General features: G+C 65.0%; 19 protein-coding genes. 4 read left to right on the top strand and 15 right to left on the bottom strand.

All coding sequences use genetic code 11. The features are described from left to right. Positions 1 to 16: 16 nt before the first annotated feature. Positions 17 to 373 (bottom strand): hypothetical protein, encoded by a 357-nt coding sequence (locus ABGV18_RS06405; RefSeq protein WP_396585309.1) that lies wholly within the window; start codon positions 371 to 373, stop codon positions 17 to 19. A gap of 183 nt (positions 374 to 556) precedes the next feature. On the opposite strand from ABGV18_RS06405, the gene ABGV18_RS06400 reads away from it, so the two are divergent. Together ABGV18_RS06400 and ABGV18_RS06395 are read left to right on the top strand one after the other, a co-directional pair. After that, on the top strand, positions 557 to 901 hold the full coding sequence (locus tag ABGV18_RS06400; RefSeq protein ID WP_396585308.1) for a zinc ribbon domain-containing protein YjdM: 345 nt from the start codon (positions 557 to 559) through the stop codon (positions 899 to 901). Between the two features lie 97 nt (positions 902 to 998). Continuing rightward, positions 999 to 1,625: a phosphoribosyltransferase family protein gene (locus ABGV18_RS06395; RefSeq protein WP_396585307.1), complete on the top strand. Its 627-nt coding sequence runs from the start codon at positions 999 to 1,001 to the stop codon at positions 1,623 to 1,625. 18 nt (positions 1,626 to 1,643) lie between these two features. Here ABGV18_RS06395 and ABGV18_RS06390 read toward each other — a convergent pair whose 3' ends face one another. After that, positions 1,644 to 2,042, bottom strand: a complete 399-nt coding sequence (locus ABGV18_RS06390) for a hypothetical protein (RefSeq protein ID WP_396585306.1) — start codon at positions 2,040 to 2,042, stop codon at positions 1,644 to 1,646. Positions 2,043 to 2,226: 184 nt separating this feature from the next. After that, on the bottom strand, positions 2,227 to 3,420 hold the full coding sequence (locus ABGV18_RS06385) for an amino acid permease (protein ID WP_396585305.1): 1,194 nt from the start codon (positions 3,418 to 3,420) through the stop codon (positions 2,227 to 2,229). A gap of 207 nt (positions 3,421 to 3,627) precedes the next feature. On the opposite strand from ABGV18_RS06385, the gene mltF reads away from it, so the two are divergent. Further along, on the top strand, positions 3,628 to 4,983 hold the full coding sequence (gene mltF / locus ABGV18_RS06380) for a membrane-bound lytic murein transglycosylase MltF (RefSeq protein WP_396585304.1): 1,356 nt from the start codon (positions 3,628 to 3,630) through the stop codon (positions 4,981 to 4,983). A gap of 283 nt (positions 4,984 to 5,266) precedes the next feature. On the opposite strand, the gene ABGV18_RS06375 is transcribed toward mltF, so the two are convergent. The 3 genes from ABGV18_RS06375 to ABGV18_RS06365 all read right to left on the bottom strand — a co-directional run bounded on the left by ABGV18_RS06375 (position 5,267) and on the right by ABGV18_RS06365 (position 6,733). Next, the gene (locus ABGV18_RS06375) at positions 5,267 to 5,485 is read right to left on the bottom strand and encodes a hypothetical protein (protein ID WP_396585303.1); all 219 of its coding nucleotides are present in this window, start codon (positions 5,483 to 5,485) and stop codon (positions 5,267 to 5,269) included. Between the two features lie 111 nt (positions 5,486 to 5,596). Further along, a complete protein-coding gene (locus ABGV18_RS06370; RefSeq protein ID WP_396585302.1) occupies positions 5,597 to 6,199 on the bottom strand; it encodes a nitroreductase family protein in 603 nt (200 codons plus the stop codon). A gap of 108 nt (positions 6,200 to 6,307) precedes the next feature. Continuing rightward, positions 6,308 to 6,733 carry a S4 domain-containing protein gene (locus ABGV18_RS06365; protein WP_396585301.1) on the bottom strand — a complete coding sequence of 142 codons (426 nt, stop codon included), beginning with the start codon at positions 6,731 to 6,733 and terminating at the stop codon, positions 6,308 to 6,310. Positions 6,734 to 6,819: 86 nt separating this feature from the next. On the opposite strand from ABGV18_RS06365, the gene ABGV18_RS06360 reads away from it, so the two are divergent. Continuing rightward, positions 6,820 to 7,488, top strand: coding sequence for a glutathione S-transferase N-terminal domain-containing protein (locus tag ABGV18_RS06360; protein WP_396585300.1), 669 nt, complete (start codon positions 6,820 to 6,822; stop codon positions 7,486 to 7,488). Between the two features lie 20 nt (positions 7,489 to 7,508). Here the strand turns inward: ABGV18_RS06360 and ABGV18_RS06355 are convergent, their stop codons facing one another. The 9 genes from ABGV18_RS06355 to ABGV18_RS06315 form a co-directional block, all read right to left on the bottom strand. Then, positions 7,509 to 7,934 carry a DUF6691 family protein gene (locus ABGV18_RS06355; protein ID WP_396585299.1) on the bottom strand — a complete coding sequence of 142 codons (426 nt, stop codon included), beginning with the start codon at positions 7,932 to 7,934 and terminating at the stop codon, positions 7,509 to 7,511. Positions 7,935 to 7,937: 3 nt separating this feature from the next. Further along, positions 7,938 to 8,447, bottom strand: coding sequence for a YeeE/YedE family protein (locus ABGV18_RS06350; RefSeq protein WP_396585298.1), 510 nt, complete (start codon positions 8,445 to 8,447; stop codon positions 7,938 to 7,940). A gap of 145 nt (positions 8,448 to 8,592) precedes the next feature. Beyond that, complete coding sequence (gene minE / locus ABGV18_RS06345) at positions 8,593 to 8,877, bottom strand: cell division topological specificity factor MinE (protein WP_396585297.1); 285 nt, start codon at positions 8,875 to 8,877, stop codon at positions 8,593 to 8,595. A 3-nt stretch (positions 8,878 to 8,880) separates the two neighbouring features. Continuing rightward, positions 8,881 to 9,696, bottom strand: a complete 816-nt coding sequence (gene minD / locus ABGV18_RS06340) for a septum site-determining protein MinD (RefSeq protein WP_396585296.1) — start codon at positions 9,694 to 9,696, stop codon at positions 8,881 to 8,883. A 139-nt stretch (positions 9,697 to 9,835) separates the two neighbouring features. Next, entirely contained in the window at positions 9,836 to 10,627 is a 792-nt protein-coding gene (gene minC, locus ABGV18_RS06335) for a septum site-determining protein MinC (protein ID WP_396585295.1), read from the bottom strand. A 98-nt stretch (positions 10,628 to 10,725) separates the two neighbouring features. Then, positions 10,726 to 11,505 (bottom strand): cell division protein ZapD, encoded by a 780-nt coding sequence (zapD, locus tag ABGV18_RS06330; protein WP_396585294.1) that lies wholly within the window; start codon positions 11,503 to 11,505, stop codon positions 10,726 to 10,728. A 375-nt stretch (positions 11,506 to 11,880) separates the two neighbouring features. Further along, positions 11,881 to 15,576, bottom strand: a complete 3,696-nt coding sequence (gene metH / locus ABGV18_RS06325) for a methionine synthase (protein WP_396585293.1) — start codon at positions 15,574 to 15,576, stop codon at positions 11,881 to 11,883. Positions 15,577 to 15,703: 127 nt separating this feature from the next. Further along, complete coding sequence (locus tag ABGV18_RS06320; protein ID WP_396585292.1) at positions 15,704 to 16,258, bottom strand: DUF2062 domain-containing protein; 555 nt, start codon at positions 16,256 to 16,258, stop codon at positions 15,704 to 15,706. Between the two features lie 90 nt (positions 16,259 to 16,348). Further along, a complete protein-coding gene (locus ABGV18_RS06315) occupies positions 16,349 to 16,801 on the bottom strand; it encodes a MarR family transcriptional regulator (protein ID WP_396585291.1) in 453 nt (150 codons plus the stop codon). Positions 16,802 to 16,885: the final 84 nt, after the last annotated feature.

Genomic DNA, 16,885 nt, shown 5'->3' with positions numbered 1-16,885 from the left:
TCAGTTTCGGGAGTTGTCAGGCCAGAGGAGGGGCGCGCCCGGGTGGACGCAGGTGCGGTCGGCAGGGAGGAGGGGTGTTGACGCTTGCCGGCGGGCGAACCGCGGCTGGTCGGGGCAGGGCGATCAGCAGTGCCAGTACGAAGAACAGGCCCAGCCCGTCACCGAAGGCCTTGAGCGTGGCGGTCGATTCAATCTCGACGGCGTCCGCGTGGGAATCGGCGTGTTCCAGGTGTACGACGCCACCACCAACCTCGTCATGGGCGGTGTGAACGTGCCAGGCGCAACACCACAGGCTCTGGAGCGCCACGACCAGGCACAGCAATCCGACGAGGCGTCGGTGGCGTGCTAGTTGTCGCTGGAGGTCCTGGATCACGTGGCGTTCCGCTTCAATCGGTGGGCAATGGCCGGGCGATGGCCAGGCAATAACTGGGCGCGCCCGATGCGTAATGACCTCGTCGAGGCTACCGGCCCGCCCCCCGGGCTGCAAGCGTTGCCGGTGCTCGGGTTACCATGGTGTCTCGATTTGATGACCCAGTTAATGACCCAGGACCGACAGATGAGTGATATGCCCCCTTGCCCCGAGTGCGGCTCGACCTTCACCTACCACGACGGCACGCTGTTCGTCTGCCCCGAGTGCGGCCACGAATGGACGGGCGAGGCCGATCCGTCGAATGAGGCCGATGAGCAGCCCGCCGCACGTGATGCCAACGGCAATCCGCTGGCCGATGGCGACACCGTGACCGTGATCAAGGATCTCAAGCTCAAGGGTGGCTCCGGGGCGGTCAAGGTGGGCACCAAGGTCAAGAATATCCGTATCGTCGAGGGCGACCACGACATCGACTGTAAGGTCGAGGGCTTCGGGCCGATGAAGCTCAAGTCCGAGTTCGTCAAGAAGGCGTGATCGCCACCCGGGTGATTGCCCAGGTGATTGTCCAGGCGATCGCCCACGCGGTCGCCCACGCGACATTCGCGACTAGGACCAGTCAGGGAGGAACGGAATGACTCGACGCGAATCGTTACCCGTCCGCGCGATTACGCTCGAGGAGGTCGTCGCCGGTGCCGACCGCCTGGCGCGCATGGTGCGATCGAGCGGCTACCGGCCGGATACCGTGATCGCCGTGGCCCGCGGCGGGTTCATGCCGGCGCGGTATGTCTGCGATTTTCTAGGTGTCTCCCGATTGATGAGCGTCAAGGTGCAGCATTACGCGGCCGGCGCGCACGCCGTGACGCAGGCGCGGGTCACCGTGCCGCTGGGCGCCGCGATCGAGGGCGAACACGTGCTGGTCGTCGATGACGTCAACGATAGCGGCAAGACCTTGCAGGCCTTGCGCCCGTACCTGGACGACCTGCGCCCGGCATCGGTCCGCACCGTGGTATTGCATGAAAAACAGGGGACGGCGTGCCCGGCGGACTTCGTTGCCGAGTCCATCCGGGAATGGCGCTGGATACTCTATCCCTGGGCGGTGGTCGAGGATGTCGGCCAGTTCCTGTGCGACATGCAGCCCTCGCCGCGCACGCGCGAGGAGGCGGTGTCGCGGCTGCATGCCGAGCATGGTTTGCAACTGAAGGAGGCCGAGCTCGACCGCGTCCTGTTCTTTGGCGGCATTCGCCTCGACCAGGATTAGGAGGCGGGCGGCAAGGACTCAGTACGTCACCTCACGCACCCTCTGGACCCGGTCGGGTGGTCCGATCAATTCGACCAGCCCCTCATACGTGAGCGGCAGTTGGTGGCAGACCGAACCGTCCGCCGTGCACAGGACCGGGGAGTGCCGGCCGCCGTGGCAATGTGAGCACAGGGTGATCAAGCCCGGCCCCCTGGCCTCGAAATCGACGTAGATGCCTCCTCCCTCGAACGCCGTTCGCCGGCTTGCCTTTTCCTTCCAAGTGGTCGGCCATTGCGCTGGCGGCACGAAGGCCGGCAAATAGCGCGCCGCGACGGTCGGGGTGAGCGCTTCGAGCGCAATGGGTGGGTCTGAGTCGGGCAACCGGATGGCGAGAGGAGGGAGCTCTTCCGGTGACCGGCCCCGGTTGTCGATACGCACCAGGTAAGTACAGGTACTGCTCCGGCTGCTCGAGCGGCTCGCCGAACGCGGTCAGGTGGCCAGCATCGACACGCGCGACGTGTGAACAGCCGCCGAGAAGGAAGGCCGAGGTGAGTAGCGTGAGCACCAGAAGGGATTTCACGTCGTGACGCCTCGTTGGGTGTGGGGATGTCTTGCCCGGAGTTTAGCCTCCAAGGCTGCCGGTCGCCGCGAAGATCCCCTGGGTGATCAGGGCGCCGGTGGACAGCAGCAGCCCAGCCCAGGGGATCCACCGTGGAACGTTCGGCACGTCCTCGGGTTGGCCACGACGCTTGAGGACGATCAGCGAGGCATTCACCGTGATGAAGACGGCCAGCATGATCGCGCTGGTCAGATTCGCCAGGGTCGCCAGTGGCAGAAAGAGAGCCAGCACTAGCACCGTCGCGCTCACCGCGACGGTGGCGACGATCGGCGTGTGTGTGCGTGGGTTGATCCGTCCCAGTGCCTGCGGGGCCCCGGCTTGGTCGCGGCCCATGTCCATCAGCAGGCGCGTGGCCATGATGATCTGGCCCAGCGCGCCGTTGACGATGATGAACAGGCTGATCAGCCCCAACGGCACGCCCGGGTGGCCCTGCGCCTCGACCACGGCGACCAGCGGGGCGTGGGCCTGTGACAGGTCATCCGGCGATAGCACGCTGGTGGCGGCGATGGCTACCAGCGCGTAGACCACGAGTGAAATCACCACGGCACTGACGATCGCGCGCGGCATGGTGCGCTTGGCGTCGTGAACCTCCTCGGCGAGGTTGGCCATGTCCTCGAAACCGATGAACGAGTAGAACGCCAGGAAGGCGCCCAGAAACAGTCCGGTGATCATGCCGAACTCGAGCCCGCTCAGCGATTCTGCCAGCCGTACCGGCGCGTCCCCCATCGCTGGGACCGCCACCCAGACCACGTACCCCAGTCCTGCCATGCCGAGTAGCGTGGTGGCGGCCATGAACCAGGCGCTCTCGCGCATGCCCGCGATCGCGATGCCACCCAGTGCCAAGGTGACGATAATCAATGTCCAGGTCCGGGGCAGATCGATGAAAAGAGACGCATAGCGCTCGAAGCCGGTAAGGATGGTTGCCCCCGAGACGGTGCCGGTGGCTACCAGTCCCCAGCCGATGGCGATACACAGCCCCCGTCGACCAAATGCCTGGCGGGCGTAGTCGATCGGCCCGCCGGCCTCCGGGATGCGTGCGGTGAGTTCGCTGAACGACAGCGCCGTGAGCGAGGCGACCAGCGCGGCGAGGATGAAGGCAAACGGCGTGAGCAAGCCGGCTGCCCCGGCGACCTCGCCGATCACCACGTAGATCCCCGCGCCCAGAATGGACCCCAGGCCGTATAACGTCAGCAGCACCGGGCCGAGCTCGCGCCTAAGCACGGCCTGCCGCGGTGACGGGAGGCCTTGAGGTGGGGATGGAGTGTCGTGCCGGCCGTCGGGATTGCGCGTCATGATCCGGAGTGTAGCGCCGTGGCGGGCCGGTGCCGAGCCGTCGTGCCTAGTGAGCTACCATGTTGTCGGTTCGATGCCCGAGACACACGCCCTAAACGTGGAGCCCCTTGCATGCCCCCATTCCTCTTGATGATTCCAGTCGGCGTTTTGCTGCTGCTTTCCGGGTGCGCTGATGACACGTCGGATGCCGCGTTTGCCTCGCCATTCGACACGCAGCAGTTGGTGGTGGCGACGCGAAATGGCCCCACCGCCCGTTACCTGGGACGCGATCAGTCGGCAACCGGGCCCGAGCACGATCTGGTCATGGCCTTTGCCGACAGCCGTGGCTGGGTGGTGGATTGGCAAGTGCATGAATCGACCGCAGAAGTGATCGAGGCGTTGGCGACGGGCCGTGCCCATCTCGCCGCGGCCGGGCTGACTCATCTGCCGGCCCGGAGCGAACGGTTTGAGCCGGGTCTGGTGCACGGGGAGGTGGTCCAGCAGGTGGTCTGCCATCGCGACGATCGCCCCTTGCCGGACACCATTGAAGGCCTGGCCGGGGTGGATCTGCAGGTGACGGGGGATTCGAGTTACGTCGCTCGGCTGGAAGAATTGGCGCGGACGGTGCCGGATCTGACCTTTGTCGCCGACCCGTCACGCAGCAGTGAGGTGCTGCTGACCCAGGTGGCCACCGGCGAGGTGGGCTGTACCGTCGCCGACTCGTCGATCGTGCGAATGGTGCGCCGGTACTGGCCGCATCTCGAGGTGGCGATGAATCTCGATCAGAACGAACCCGTGGGCTGGTATGCGGCTGCCGGGCACACCGAAGTGGCCAAGGCCACGCGCCGTTGGCGCGAGAGTGAGGCGGGCGAGGCGGCGGTGGCGGCGATGCGCGAGCGCTATTACTCGCACATCGAAGAGTTCGATTTCGTCGACATGAGGGCGCTCAATCGTCGGCTTGACGACCGTCTGCCGCACTACCTGGACGAATTCCGACAGGCTTCGGAGGAAACCGGTTTGCCCGTGGACCTGCTCGCCGCGATGGCCTACCAGGAATCGCATTGGGACCCGCAAGCGACCTCACCCACCGGGGTGCGCGGCATCATGATGCTCACCCGGCCAACCGCGGAGTCGCTGGGGGTGGAGGATCGGCTCGATCCGCGTGAGTCGATTCTCGGCGGAGCGCGTTATCTTGCCGATCGTCACGCCCGCTTGCCGGAGGATATCCCCGAGCCGGATCGCACCTACCTGGCCCTGGCCAGTTACAACCTCGGGCGGGCACACGTGCTGGATGCGCGTCGGCTGGCCCGTGATCTCGGCCTCGATCCGGACTCGTGGGTCGACATGCGCGAGGTGCTGCCGTTGAAGGCTGACAAGCGCTACTACCCGCAGACCAAGTACGGCTATGCCCGCGGCTACGAGCCGGTGCACTATGTCCGCCGTATCCGCAATTACCGCGACGTGATCGATCAGGCCCTTGCCGATTGACCTCGAATGAATGGCCAAGGAGGACACTTGGCTTTCGCTCGCCGGTGTCCCGACGTGGCATTGGCGGTGTGCTTGTCCGTCCGGGCACCGCTGCGCGGGTCTTGAGACGGGTATCCTCGATGGCCTCGCCAGGTCTGTCGGTGAACCCTCGTCCTTCGACCTCGTCCTTTGAATCGGCTCCCTGCCGATCCGGATCGGTCCCTTTAAGGGGAACGGGAATTTCTTGCGCTCACGAAAAAGCCCCGGCCATGCCGGGGCCTGAACATCAGGGCGTGCGTGCCGATCAGTAGTTGTTTTCTTCGTCGACTTCGTCGCCCATCTTGTCGATTTCGTCGCCCATCTCGTCGGTCGCCTCTTCGATCTCGTCGCCCTTTTCTTCCATGGACTCGTCGATTTGCTCGCCAGTCTCTTCGGCGGGACCTTGGTTGTCGTTGTCGGAACAGCCGGCGAGGGTCAGGCCCAGGGCCATCATCAGGGCGATCAATGCGTTACGTGCGTTCATGTGTTGCTCTCCTTGTCTGCCGGAACGATCCGGCGAATGTGTGTCGGACTCGAAAATTGAAGGGGCAGCTTCTCTGCCGCCACCCTTTGGAGGTCAGCGGGACCGACAAGTTCAGAATCCATCGACGAGCCGTACCTCATCAAGCGAAAGCTGCCCCGGGCGTGGCCAGACGTCGGCCGCCTTCTTGCCGATCGCGACCATGAACGAGATCAGGTGGTCATCGGGCAGGTCGATCAGGCGGCCGACGGCCTGGTAATCAAAGCCGTCCATGGGGCAGGAGTCGAGCCCCATTTCCCGCGCGGCGAGCATCAGGCTCTGCCCGGCGATGCCGCAGCTGCGCATCACCTCGTCGCGTTCGACCTGCGGTTTGTCGCGGTAATAGGCGTCGATCGCGCCGGCCATCATCTCGCGCACCTCGGCCGGTGCCCCTCGCCAGACGCGCTCGGCCTGGGTTTGCCAGACGTCGCGACGACCGCAGAGGATCACCAGCATGGAGGCATCGGTCACCTGCGCCTGATCCCAGGCCACGTCCCGGATCGCCTGGCGGCGGGCGGGATCACGCACCACGACGAACCGCCAGTGTTGCAGGTTGAAGGCAGTCGGTGACTGCATCGCCAGTTCGATCAGTCGGTCCTGGTCGGCCTCGGATAATTGGTGTTCCGGGTCGAACTGCTTGATGGCGCGTCGGGTCGCAATCGCCTCGCTGACTTGCATGCCTTCTCCTCGTGCTGTGGATCTGTTGCGCGAGTATAGGCATCGTGTCGGTGGTTCGCCGGCCCGGGGGGGTAGCGGGGGTAGCGGGGGTGCTCGAGATCGACCGGTTCAGAACGATTTGCCGCGCAGGGCCCGTAGCAGGGCGCGGGCTTGTTTGGCCGGCTTGTGGTGGGGATTGAGCTCGCGCTCGACGCGCTGTTGCTCGGCGACCCGCTGGCGTTGCTCGATGCTCCCGGGCGTCTCCCGGTAGAGCAGCGCGGCCTCGCTGGCGGCCCCCCGTTTGGGATTGAGCGCTTGGACATCGACGATGAATCGCATGCCGGCCTTGCCGATGGTCAGCCGATCGCCGGGCCGCACCGACTTGCCGCGCTTGGTCACCGTCTGGCCGTTGAGCTCGATCTTGCCGCCGTCGATGGCCGTCGAGGCAAGCTGGCGCGTCTTGAAGAAACGCGCGGCCCACAGCCAGGTGTCCAGACGTTGGCTGGCGCTGTTGGCGGAGGCATCGGCGGGGGAGGTTGTGGGGCGTTTTTTCACGATGGTGGCGGCAATCGGAGCGTCAGGTGGGCTAAGCTCGTGCCCTTGTCGGGCAAGACCCGTGGCTTTTTCGATGTGGAGGCATCATGCAACTCGAACTGATCAGCTTCAAGCTCTGTCCCTTTGTCCAGCGCTCGGTGATCACCCTCAAGCACAAAGGGGTGCCATTCGACACCACGTTCATCCAGCTCAACGATCTGCCGAGCTGGTTCGACGAGGTCTCGCCGCTGGGCAAGGTGCCGGTGCTCAAGGTCGATGGCGAGGTGCTGTTCGAGTCGGCGGTGATCAACGAATTCCTCGATGAATCCTTCGGCGAGCGCATGCTGTCGGAGGATGCGTTCGAGCGCGCCCAGCAACGGGCCTGGATCGAACTGGGTTCGGCGGGACTGATGGCGATGTTCGGGGCGATTACCGCCCCGGAGGAGTCCGCCAGTACCGCCAAGCGTGACGAATTGGCCAAGCTGTTCGGCCATTTAGAGAAACACCTCGCCAAAAAGCCGCCGGCCCCATATTTTGCAGGCAAACAGCTTTCGCTGGTGGATACCTCGTTCGCCCCGCTGTTCCAGCGGCTGTTCGCCTTGCCGGAGTCACTGCTCGACTGGAATGCGATCCCGACGGTGATGCGCTGGGGCGAGCGATTGGCCGACGAGCCGGTCATTCGTGAGTCGCTCCCGGAAGGTTTCAGTGAGCTCTTCCCGATGATGCTGAAAAAGCAGAACGGCTGGTACGCGCAGCAGTATCTGGCGAAGGACTGAAGATCGCGCCCGGTGGCGTTTTAGTCTTTCTCGAGGCGGCGATTGATCCAACTGCCGGCACCCGCGCCCAGCAGGATCCCGGCGCCGACCCACACGGCGAACCCCTTGCCTTCGCCGATCATTGCCAGCGCGGTGCCGGGGCACACCCCGGTGGCGGCCCAGCCCAGACCGAACAATACCGCGCCGACGATCAGCCCCCGCTTGAACGGCTTGTGCTCGATCGAGATCGGCTCGCCGGTGTTGCGTGCGCGCCAGCCAAACCGCCAGGCCAGCCACGTGAGGGCGCCGCCGACGGCCACGGCAGTGGCGATCACCCACAGCAGGCGCAGGTCCTCGAACAGGAGCAGGTCACTGATGATCGCCGGGCTGGTCGCCCCGGCGCGGCTGAGCAGAAAGCCGAACGCGGTGCCAAAGACCAGGAACAACAGATTGCGTCGATTGATCATCGCTCAGACTCCCAGCATCCAGGCGGCCAGTTGGGCGGTGCCCACCGCGACCGCAAAGAAGACGGCCGACGCCACCAGGCTGGCCGGTGCGCCCATCGCGACCCCGGCAATGGTGTGACCCGAGGTGCAGCCGCCGGCCAGCCGGGCGCCCAGGCCAATCAGCAGGCCACCGACCAGCCACCAGATCGCCGATCCGAGCGTGGAGTCCGGCACCAGGGCGCTGTAGAAGCGCCCGAACTCCGCGGCGGTGCCCTGCCAGCCGGGCGCGCCATCCGTGAGGGCCGCGATCACACCGCCGAGCAGGATGCCGAGCAGGAACACGATCCGCCAGTCATCCTGGGAGTCGCGTGTTGCGCCCGGCTTGAGGCGGCCGGCCAGGTTGGCGAAGCCGGTCGAGCAGGAGAGCGGTTGGTCGGCAAGCCAGCGTTGGGCGAAGGCGAGCAGGCCGATCAGCACGCCCACCAGTACCGGCGTCCACAGTGGGGAAAAGAGCGCGTCGAGGAGCGTTTGCATCGTCAATCACTACCTGGTTGGCGGATCTAGCACCTTAGCTGGACGGGCGTGCCGGCGCCAACAGATGTTTTTTACCCGCCCATAACGACGAACACCCCCGGCGGGCGGGGGTGGCAGGCGTCATTCGAATGGCAAGGTGGCCCGTTCAGTCGGACCGCTCGTTGCCTTCCCCCTTCTCGGGCAGGGTGATATTGAGCTCGAACAGTTCGAACTGTTCGTTGTGCTCGACCTCGAACTTGACCGCATCGTCCTCGACGTGGACGTACTTGCGGATCACCTCGAGGATCTCCTTCTGCATTTCGGGCAGGTAGTGCGGCGCACGGAACTGCCCCTGGCCGCGTTCATGCGCGATCAGGATCTGCAGCCGCTCCTTGGCCATCTTGGCTGACGGGTCTTGTGACCGGTTACGAAAGATATCCAGCAATCCCATGGCTTAACTCCGACCGAACAGGCGACCGAGGAACGACTTCTTCTCGGTCTCGATGAAACGCATGGGGACCTCTTCGCCCATCAGACGGGCGACCGCGTCGCTGTAGGCCTGACCGGCATCGGTGTTCTCGTCGAGAATCACCGGCCGGCCGGCGTTGGATGCCTGCAGTACGGCGTGCGATTCCGGGATGACACCCAGCAGCGGGACGGCCAGGATCTCGAGCATGTCCTCGACCGAGAGCATCTCGCCGGTGCCGACCCGCTCAGGGGCGTAGCGGGTGATCAGCAGGTGCTCCTTGATGGAGGTCTCGCCATCCTTCGCCCGACGCGACTTGCTGGCGAGGATGCCCAGCATGCGGTCGGAATCGCGCACCGAGGAGATCTCGGGGTTGGAGACCACGATGGCCTCGTCGGCGTAGTACATCGCCAGTTGGGCGCCACGCTCGATGCCGGCCGGCGAATCGCAGACGATGTAATCGAAGCCTTCCTCGCGCAGGTCGTTGAGGACCTTGCCGACGCCTTCCTCGGTCAGCGCGTCCTTGTCCTTGGTCTGCGAGGCGGGCAGGACGTAGAGGTTGTCGACTTCCTTGTGGCGGATCAGGGCCTGGTTGAGGCCCGCCTCGCCCTGGATGACGTTGACGATGTCGTAGACCACGCGGCGTTCGACGCCCATGATCAGATCGAGGTTGCGCAGGCCGACGTCGAAGTCGATCACCACGGTCTTCTTGCCGGCCATGGCCAGGCCGCTCGAAATGGCGGCGCTGGTCGTCGTTTTGCCAACGCCGCCCTTGCCGGAGGTTACCACCAGGACTTTGGACACGGATTGTCTCCCTAATCGCGAAATATTGTTGACGTCATGCCCCGCGGGGCGGGGTCGTCAGGTGGGGCGGACTGTGCCACAAAGGCGGGCCTTTCCCAACGACCGTGAAATTCTTCCGTTCGCGCCGCACTCGCGGCGTTCAGTCGAACGGATGGACCATCAGTTGGCCGTCGACCAGTTCTATCACCACGCGCTTGCCCCAGGCCGGATGTCGCGCCAGTTGTTCCCCATCGAGGAAGGTGCCGCAGATGGCGATGATCTCCGGCTCGAAGGACTCGCAGAAGATCCGCGCCTCGGTCTGGTTGCCGGCGCCGGCTGCGGCAGTGCCCTTGAGCGCGCCGTGGATGTAGATCGATCCGTCGGCCACCACGCGGGCCCCGGCGCCGACGGTGTTCATCACCACCATGTCCTGACCCCGGGCGTACAACTCGGTGCCCGAGCGGACCGGGTGGCGCAGGATCATCGGGGGCACCGGGCCGGGCGAGCTCGTCGGGGCCGTGTCGACTGCCGGTTCCGGTTCCGGTTCCGCTGCCTTGACCGGCTCTGGTTGGACTGCCGGTTCGGGCGGGGCCTGGGTCTGGGTCTGGGCTGTCTGGTCGTCGAAGACCGGCAAGTCGGCGCCGCGAGCCTGGGTCTTCTGCTGGTCGTTGCCGTGGACCACGCCGACCGGTTCGAGGCGATAGTTGCGCAGCAGGCTCACCAGGGCGGGGAAATCGATCCACTTGCCGCTGTCCGCGATCGCCGCCAGATCGATCACGCAAGGCTGTCGTTCGTCACCGACCCCGGGGTTGCCGAAACGCTCGCTCAGGCTGCGGGTGAGCTTGAGCAGGTGTGTCTCGTAAAGGTGAACATGGGTGAGCGCCAGCGAGCGCTGATCGATGTCGAGTGCCGGGGCGTCGGTTCTCGCGGCCTTGCGGGAGGTTGCGGTCATTGATGAGCTCTATTTTCGTCCTGATGTTGGTAAAGCCAAGTCAGATCAGCGTGATCCCCGCCGGTCCCTGACCGATCGACATTCGAGTCGCTGGTTGGTCACAGGCGACACAACGCGAGGCGGAACTCGATGTCCTCGTGGACCTGACGGGGATGCCCGTTCTCGCGGTCCAGCGTCATGAAACGCACGGTGAAGCGGTGCTTGCCGGCACTGATCTCGGGGTACGCGCCATTGTCATCGTCGATCATCACGCGTAGCAACTGGTAGGGCGTCGCACTCTCGATGCTCTGCTGCAGGAAGCCTTCGTCGGCGACCACCGACATGGTATCAACGCTGTTGCGGATCAGGCTGATGACCAGTTCGTTTGCCAGACGAATGTCCGTAAACGGCTCCAGCCAAACATCGATGTCCTCGCGGCGCTCGGCGTCCGGAAGGCTCAGCCAGTAGTGCAGGCCGGGGATGTCGAATTCGCACAAAGCACCGGGGATCGAGGCGCGCTGGCGCACGGCGTTCAATAGCTCGTGAGTTTTCAGATGCGCACCGGGCTGGGCGTGGTAGCCGTGCAGCGCCTTGATCAGGCCGTTCTGCTGATCGAGCAGGGCATTGAGCTTGTCGCGATCGACACCGGGGGTATCCGGCACGTTCCTCAGGCGGGCCTGCTGTCGCTCGAGCTCCTTGATCAGCTCGCGCTTGATGTCGATGCGCGAGAGGACATCGGCGGCCTCGAGCAGCAGGAGCACCGTGCAAAGCGTGTCGTCCCGCGAGCTGCTTTGCAGGTGATGGTCGATGCGGGCGAACAAATTGTCGAGCCTGAGGCAGGCCCGGATCCGTTCGTTCAGTGGTTGCTCGTAGATTTTCAGAGGTGCGTTCCGATCCATTGGCTGCCGATGCGGGTCGAGGATGTGTCGGCCGTCTCGCGTTAGGGAAGCTTTGCACGAATGCGCTGCCGCTCTGGCCAGGCGAGCCGTTCGTGATCAAGGCGTGTCGTCGCCGGCGTGCCGGTGGCCACGTCAAGACGGCGCAACGCCGATCACGGGCGGCTCGTCAGGCCCGCAGGGCGCGCCTTGAGCCGGACATCTGCTGTGTTGCCGTCCTCGGAAAGGGAATCCCCCTTCCGCGTCGGACGGCCGTCTTGCAACTGCCCGGCTCAAGGCACGCAGAGCGGTATGCCATTCGTGCAAAGTTTCCCTGATCATTCTCGGCCTGCTCGGGGGATAACTCAACTCCCGCGAGCAGGGCCTGCTGCGTGACGGTCAATCCGGCTCGTACCCCAGAATCGGCGCGAGCCACTTCTCGGCCTCGGCACGGCTCCAGCCCTTGCGGCGGGCGTAGTCGTCGACCTGGTCGGGGCCGATGCGGCCCACACCGAAGTAACGTGCCTCCGGATGGGCCAGATACCAGCCCGAGACGGCAGCGCCCGGATGCATGGCGTACGAGTCGGTCAATTCCATTCCGATGCGTTCGGGCGCCAGGAGTTCCCACAACAAACCCTTTTCGGTGTGATCCGGGCAGGCGGGGTAACCGGGAGCCGGGCGGATGCCCTGGTATTTCTCGGCGATCAGCTCGTCGTTGGAGAGCGTTTCGTCGGCCGCGTAGCCCCAGTATTCCTTGCGGACCCGTTCGTGCAGCGTTTCGGCGAAGGCCTCGGCCAGGCGGTCAGCCAGCGATTGCAGCAGGATCGCGTGGTAGTCGTCGTTCGCCTCTTCGAAGCGCTTGACGTGCGGTTCGATGCCGTGACCCGTGGTCACGGCGAATCCGCCGATCCAGTCCTTGACCTTGCTGCCGGTCGGCGCCACGAAGTCGGCCAGACACTGGTTGGGTTTGCCACCCGAGCGCGGCATCTGCTGGCGAATATGGTGCAGGGTGGTCTGGACGCCCTGGCGCGATTCGTCGGTGAACACGCGGATGTCATCGTCCACCGAGGCGGCCGGCCAGAAGCCGTAGACGGCGTTGGCCGTGAGCCACTTCTCCTCGACGATCTGCTTGAGCATCGCCCGGCCGTCCTCGTAGAGCTTCTTCGCCTCGGTGCCCACCTTCTCGTCGTCGAAAATCGCGGGGAACTTGCCGAACAACTGCCAGCTCTGGAAGAACGGCGTCCAGTCGATGCGCTCGACGATTTTCTCGAGCGGGTAGTCCTCGATGATATGCACGCCCGGCTGCTGCGGTGCGACGGGGGTGTAGTGCTCGAAGTCGACGCGCTGGCGATTGTCGCGCGCCTGCTGGATGGAGGAGCGCTTGGCCTCCTTCTGGTTGGCCTTGCGGCGTTCGACCACCTTGGCGTACTCCGCTTCGACCTCGTCGACAAACGCCTGCTTGTTCTTGCCCAAGAGCTTGCTGGCCACGCCCACGGCGCGCGAGGCGTCGAGCACGTGGATGACCGGCTGATCGTAGGAGGGCTTGATCTTGAGCGCGGTGTGCAGCTTGGAGGTGGTCGCCCCGCCGATCATCAGCGGGATGTCGAAGCCCTGGCGCTGCATCTCGGCGGCGACGTTGGTCATCTCCTCGAGTGACGGCGTGATCAGGCCCGACAGGCCGATCAGATCCGCGTTCTCCTCGCGGGCGGTGTCGAGGATCTTCTGCGTCGGCACCATCACGCCGAGATCGACGATCTCGAAGCCGTTGCACTGCAGGACCACGCCGACGATGTTCTTGCCGATGTCGTGCACGTCGCCCTTGACGGTGGCCATCACGATCTTGCCGGCCGACTGCGCCTGGCAGCTTTCCTCTTCCATGTAGGGCAGCAGGTGGGCGACCGCCTTTTTCATCACGCGGGCGGACTTGACCACCTGCGGCAGGAACATCTTGCCGGCACCGAACAGGTCACCGACGACGTTCATGCCGTCCATCAGCGGGCCTTCGATCACGTGCAAGGGCAATTCGGCACGCTGGCGCGCCTCCTCGGTGTCCTCGATCACGTACTCGTCGATGCCCTTGACCAGTGAGTGCTCGAGGCGCTTTTCCACCGGCCACTCGCGCCATTCGAGGCTGGGGCCGCTGGATTTCTCGCCACCGGAGCCGCGGTACTTGTCGGCAAGCTCCAGCATCCGGTCGGTGGCGTCACTGCGGCGATTGAGCACGATGTCCTCGACCGCCTCGCGCAGTTCGTCGGGAATCTCGTCGACCACGGTGAGCTGGCCGGCATTGACGATGCCCATGTCCATGCCCGCCTGGGTGGCGTGGTAGAGGAACACGCTGTGGATCGCCTCGCGTACCCCCTCGTTGCCGCGGAAGGAGAACGACACGTTGGAGACCCCGCCGGAGATCAGCGCATGCGGCAGGTTCTCCTTGATCCAGCGCGTCCCGTCGATGAAATCGACCGCGTAGTTGTTGTGCTCATCGATGCCCGTGGCGATGGCGAAGATGTTCGGGTCGAAGATGATGTCCTCGGCGGGAAAGCCGATGCCGATCAACAGGTCGTAGGCCCGCCGGGCGATCTGCTTGCGCCGTTCGAGACTGTCGGCCTGGCCGTCCTCGTCGAAGCCCATCACCACCGCGGCGGCGCCGTAGCGCTGGACGGTACGCGCCTGCTCGAGGAACGAGTCTTCGCCTTCCTTGAGCGAGATCGAATTGACCACGGCCTTGCCCTGGACGCACTTGAGGCCTGCCTCGATCACCTCGAACTTCGAGGAGTCGATCATGATCGGCACCCGCGAGATGTCCGGCTCGGCGGCCACCAGGTTGAGGAAGCGCTGCATCGCCTCGACGCCGTCGATCAGGCCCTCGTCCATGTTGACGTCGATCATCTGTGCGCCGTTTTCCACCTGCTGGCGGGCGACGTCCAGGGCCGTGTCGTAGTCGTCTTCCTTGATCAGGCGACGGAAACGCGCTGAGCCAGTGACGTTGGTGCGTTCGCCGATATTGACGAACAACGAGTCGGGCGTGATGTTGAACGGCTCGAGCCCGGACAGGCGGCAGGCGACCTCCGGCTTGACCGGCTGGCGCGGCTTGATCCCGTCCACCCGGCGAGCCATCTCGGCGGTGTGCGCCGGGGTGGTGCCGCAGCAGCCGCCGATGATGTTCAGCAAGCCGGCCTCGGCCCATTCGCCGATCGAGGCGGCCATCGGGTCGGCCTCCAGATCGTACTCGCCCAGTTCGTTGGGCAGGCCGGCGTTGGGGTGGGCGGAGATGAAGTACTCGCTCAGCCGCGAGAGCTCGGCGACATACTGGCGCAGCAGGTCGGGCCCGAGCGCGCAGTTGAGGCCGATCGACAACGGCCGGGCGTGGCGCAGGCTGTTGTAGAACGCCTCGGTGGTCTGGCCCGAGAGCGTGCGCCCGGAGGCGTCGGTGATGGTCCCGGAGATCATCACCGGCCAACGCTGGCCGCGATCGACGAATAGCTCTTCGAGGGCGAACACGGCCGCCTTGGCGTTGAGCGTGTCGAAGATGGTCTCGATCAGGAAGATGTCGACGCCGCCCTCGAGCAGGGCCTCGGCGGATTCGCGGTAGGCCTCGACCAGTTCGTCGAAGCTGGTGTTGCGGTAACCGGGGTCGTTGACGTCGGGCGAGATCGAGGCGGTGCGGTTGGTGGGCCCCAGGATGCCGGCGACAAAACGCGGTTTGTCGGGCGTCTCGGCGGTCTTCGCGTCGGCGGCCTGGCGGGCGATTTGCGCGGCGACCACGTTGATCTCCCGCGACAGCTCTTCCATCTGGTAGTCGGCCATCGCGATGCGCGTGGACGAGAAGGTGTTCGCCTCGATAATGTCCGCGCCGGCGTCCAGGTACTGGTGGTGGATGTCCGCGATCACGTCGGGACGGGTCAGCGCCAGCAGGTCGTTGTTGCCCTTGAGATCCACCGGCCAGTCGGCGAAGCGCTCGCCGCGGAAGTCATTCTCGTTGAGCTGGGCGTTCTGGATCATGGTGCCCATGGCGCCGTCGAGCACCAGGATGCGCTCGCGCATCAGGTCACGGAGCTGGTCGAAAACGGGATGGTCTCGGTCGATCGAAGTCATGGGCGACGCGCGGTCCTGGAGCGGCCGGGCCGTCGTCCTGCACAGGCGGGCAGGCCGCACGGCCGGCGCGGTGAATTTAAGACGGGGCAGTATAACGTAGAGCCCCTGCTGGGAGGGGAGGGATGGGTCAGGGCTTGCGCGACTTGCGCTGGGATTGACGCAGGCGCAGGCGGCGTTGAGCGCGACGGCGTCGCTTGTGCATCGAGATATGGAAGCGCCAGATCAGGCGGATGGTGGCAAAGCCCAGCAGGGCGCTGACGAACGACAGGGTGACCAGGCCCACGCCCAGCGGCAGCCAGATCGCGGGCAACTGGCTCATGGCATAACCAACGCTCATCTCGCCGGTTGGCGGGGCCAGTTCCGCGCCCGTGAGCATCGCGCCGATCTGGTAGGCCAACCAGAGCAACGGCGGGATGGTGACCGGATTGGTGGTCCAGACGAGCGCAACGGCCAGGGCGATGTTGACCCGCATCGCGATCGCCCCCACGGCAGCGATCAACATCTGGCCCGGCAGCGGAATGAAGGCGAGAAACAGACCGAGGGCGACGCCGCCGGAGACCGAGCGGCGGTTCAAGTGCCAGAGGTTCGGATCGCCGAGGAATTGCGCCACCGGGCGCAGGAACGGCTGATTGACGATTCGCTGGCGATTGGGTGTCAGGCGACGGAAAAACTTGCGTGGCATACGGGGCTCGTCAAACGTCAGCTTGCCGGACGGTGTGATCGCGGATCACCTGCCGCGCCAGGGAATGGCCGTGACCAAGGCCCGGAGTCATTAAAAGCTTTTCAGCAGGTCCCGCACCTTGCGACTCAGCGTCATGTAGTCGCGCTTTTCCTCATCGGTCAACTCACCGATCACCTGATGGCGAAAGCCGGCGAGCGCCGTGTCGGCCGCCTCGATTCGCGCATGGGCATCGGGTTTGAGCCAGATGGTCTTGGCGCGCCGGTCGGACTCGGAGATCCGTCGCTCGATCCAGTCGCCTTTTTCCAGGCCGTCGAGCAACTTGACCAATGTCGGACCTTCGATGGCCAGTTCGCCAGCCAGTTCCTTCTGCGTGCGGCCTTCGCCCTCGTCGCGCAGGATGCGCAACACGGCCCAAGCGGACGCGGTCAGATCGAATTCACTCAGGATCTTGTTGATCTGGACGCGCCATAGCCTGGAGACGTCGAATACCAGGCGGGTAATCTCGTCTTCGCGTTGCTGGACCGGGTTGGGGGATTGGGTCATGGGCTGGTGCCGACTGTCATGGGAATCAAACATCTGTATGGTCGCATTACTTGCGCGTTTTGGCCATCCCGCGGGTTCGCACCG

Origin of the sequence: Guyparkeria halopsychrophila (genome assembly GCF_044582135.1) — a bacterium.
Taxonomy (GTDB): Bacteria; Pseudomonadota; Gammaproteobacteria; order Halothiobacillales; family Halothiobacillaceae; genus Guyparkeria.
The sequence above is the reverse complement of the archived record's forward strand: the minus strand, read 5'-3'. Positions and strand labels throughout refer to the sequence as shown.

What these genes read in the sequence shown, in the direction of transcription:
- zapD (WP_396585294.1), bottom strand. Translation starts at nt 11,505, where the DNA reads ATGGATCGGAACGCACCTCTGAAAATCTACGAGCAACCACTGAACGAA.
- metH (WP_396585293.1), bottom strand. Translation starts at nt 15,576, where the DNA reads ATGACTTCGATCGACCGAGACCATCCCGTTTTCGACCAGCTCCGTGAC.
- ABGV18_RS06375 (WP_396585303.1), bottom strand. Translation starts at nt 5,485, where the DNA reads ATGAACGCACGTAACGCATTGATCGCCCTGATGATGGCCCTGGGCCTG.
- minC (WP_396585295.1), bottom strand. Translation starts at nt 10,627, where the DNA reads ATGACCGCAACCTCCCGCAAGGCCGCGAGAACCGACGCCCCGGCACTC.
- ABGV18_RS06355 (WP_396585299.1), bottom strand. Translation starts at nt 7,934, where the DNA reads ATGATCAATCGACGCAATCTGTTGTTCCTGGTCTTTGGCACCGCGTTC.
- ABGV18_RS06320 (WP_396585292.1), bottom strand. Translation starts at nt 16,258, where the DNA reads ATGCCACGCAAGTTTTTCCGTCGCCTGACACCCAATCGCCAGCGAATC.
- ABGV18_RS06395 (WP_396585307.1), top strand. Translation starts at nt 999, where the DNA reads ATGACTCGACGCGAATCGTTACCCGTCCGCGCGATTACGCTCGAGGAG.
- minE (WP_396585297.1), bottom strand. Translation starts at nt 8,877, where the DNA reads ATGGGATTGCTGGATATCTTTCGTAACCGGTCACAAGACCCGTCAGCC.
- mltF (WP_396585304.1), top strand. Translation starts at nt 3,628, where the DNA reads ATGCCCCCATTCCTCTTGATGATTCCAGTCGGCGTTTTGCTGCTGCTT.
- ABGV18_RS06370 (WP_396585302.1), bottom strand. Translation starts at nt 6,199, where the DNA reads ATGCAAGTCAGCGAGGCGATTGCGACCCGACGCGCCATCAAGCAGTTC.
- ABGV18_RS06315 (WP_396585291.1), bottom strand. Translation starts at nt 16,801, where the DNA reads ATGACCCAATCCCCCAACCCGGTCCAGCAACGCGAAGACGAGATTACC.
- ABGV18_RS06350 (WP_396585298.1), bottom strand. Translation starts at nt 8,447, where the DNA reads ATGCAAACGCTCCTCGACGCGCTCTTTTCCCCACTGTGGACGCCGGTA.
- ABGV18_RS06360 (WP_396585300.1), top strand. Translation starts at nt 6,820, where the DNA reads ATGCAACTCGAACTGATCAGCTTCAAGCTCTGTCCCTTTGTCCAGCGC.
- ABGV18_RS06400 (WP_396585308.1), top strand. Translation starts at nt 557, where the DNA reads ATGAGTGATATGCCCCCTTGCCCCGAGTGCGGCTCGACCTTCACCTAC.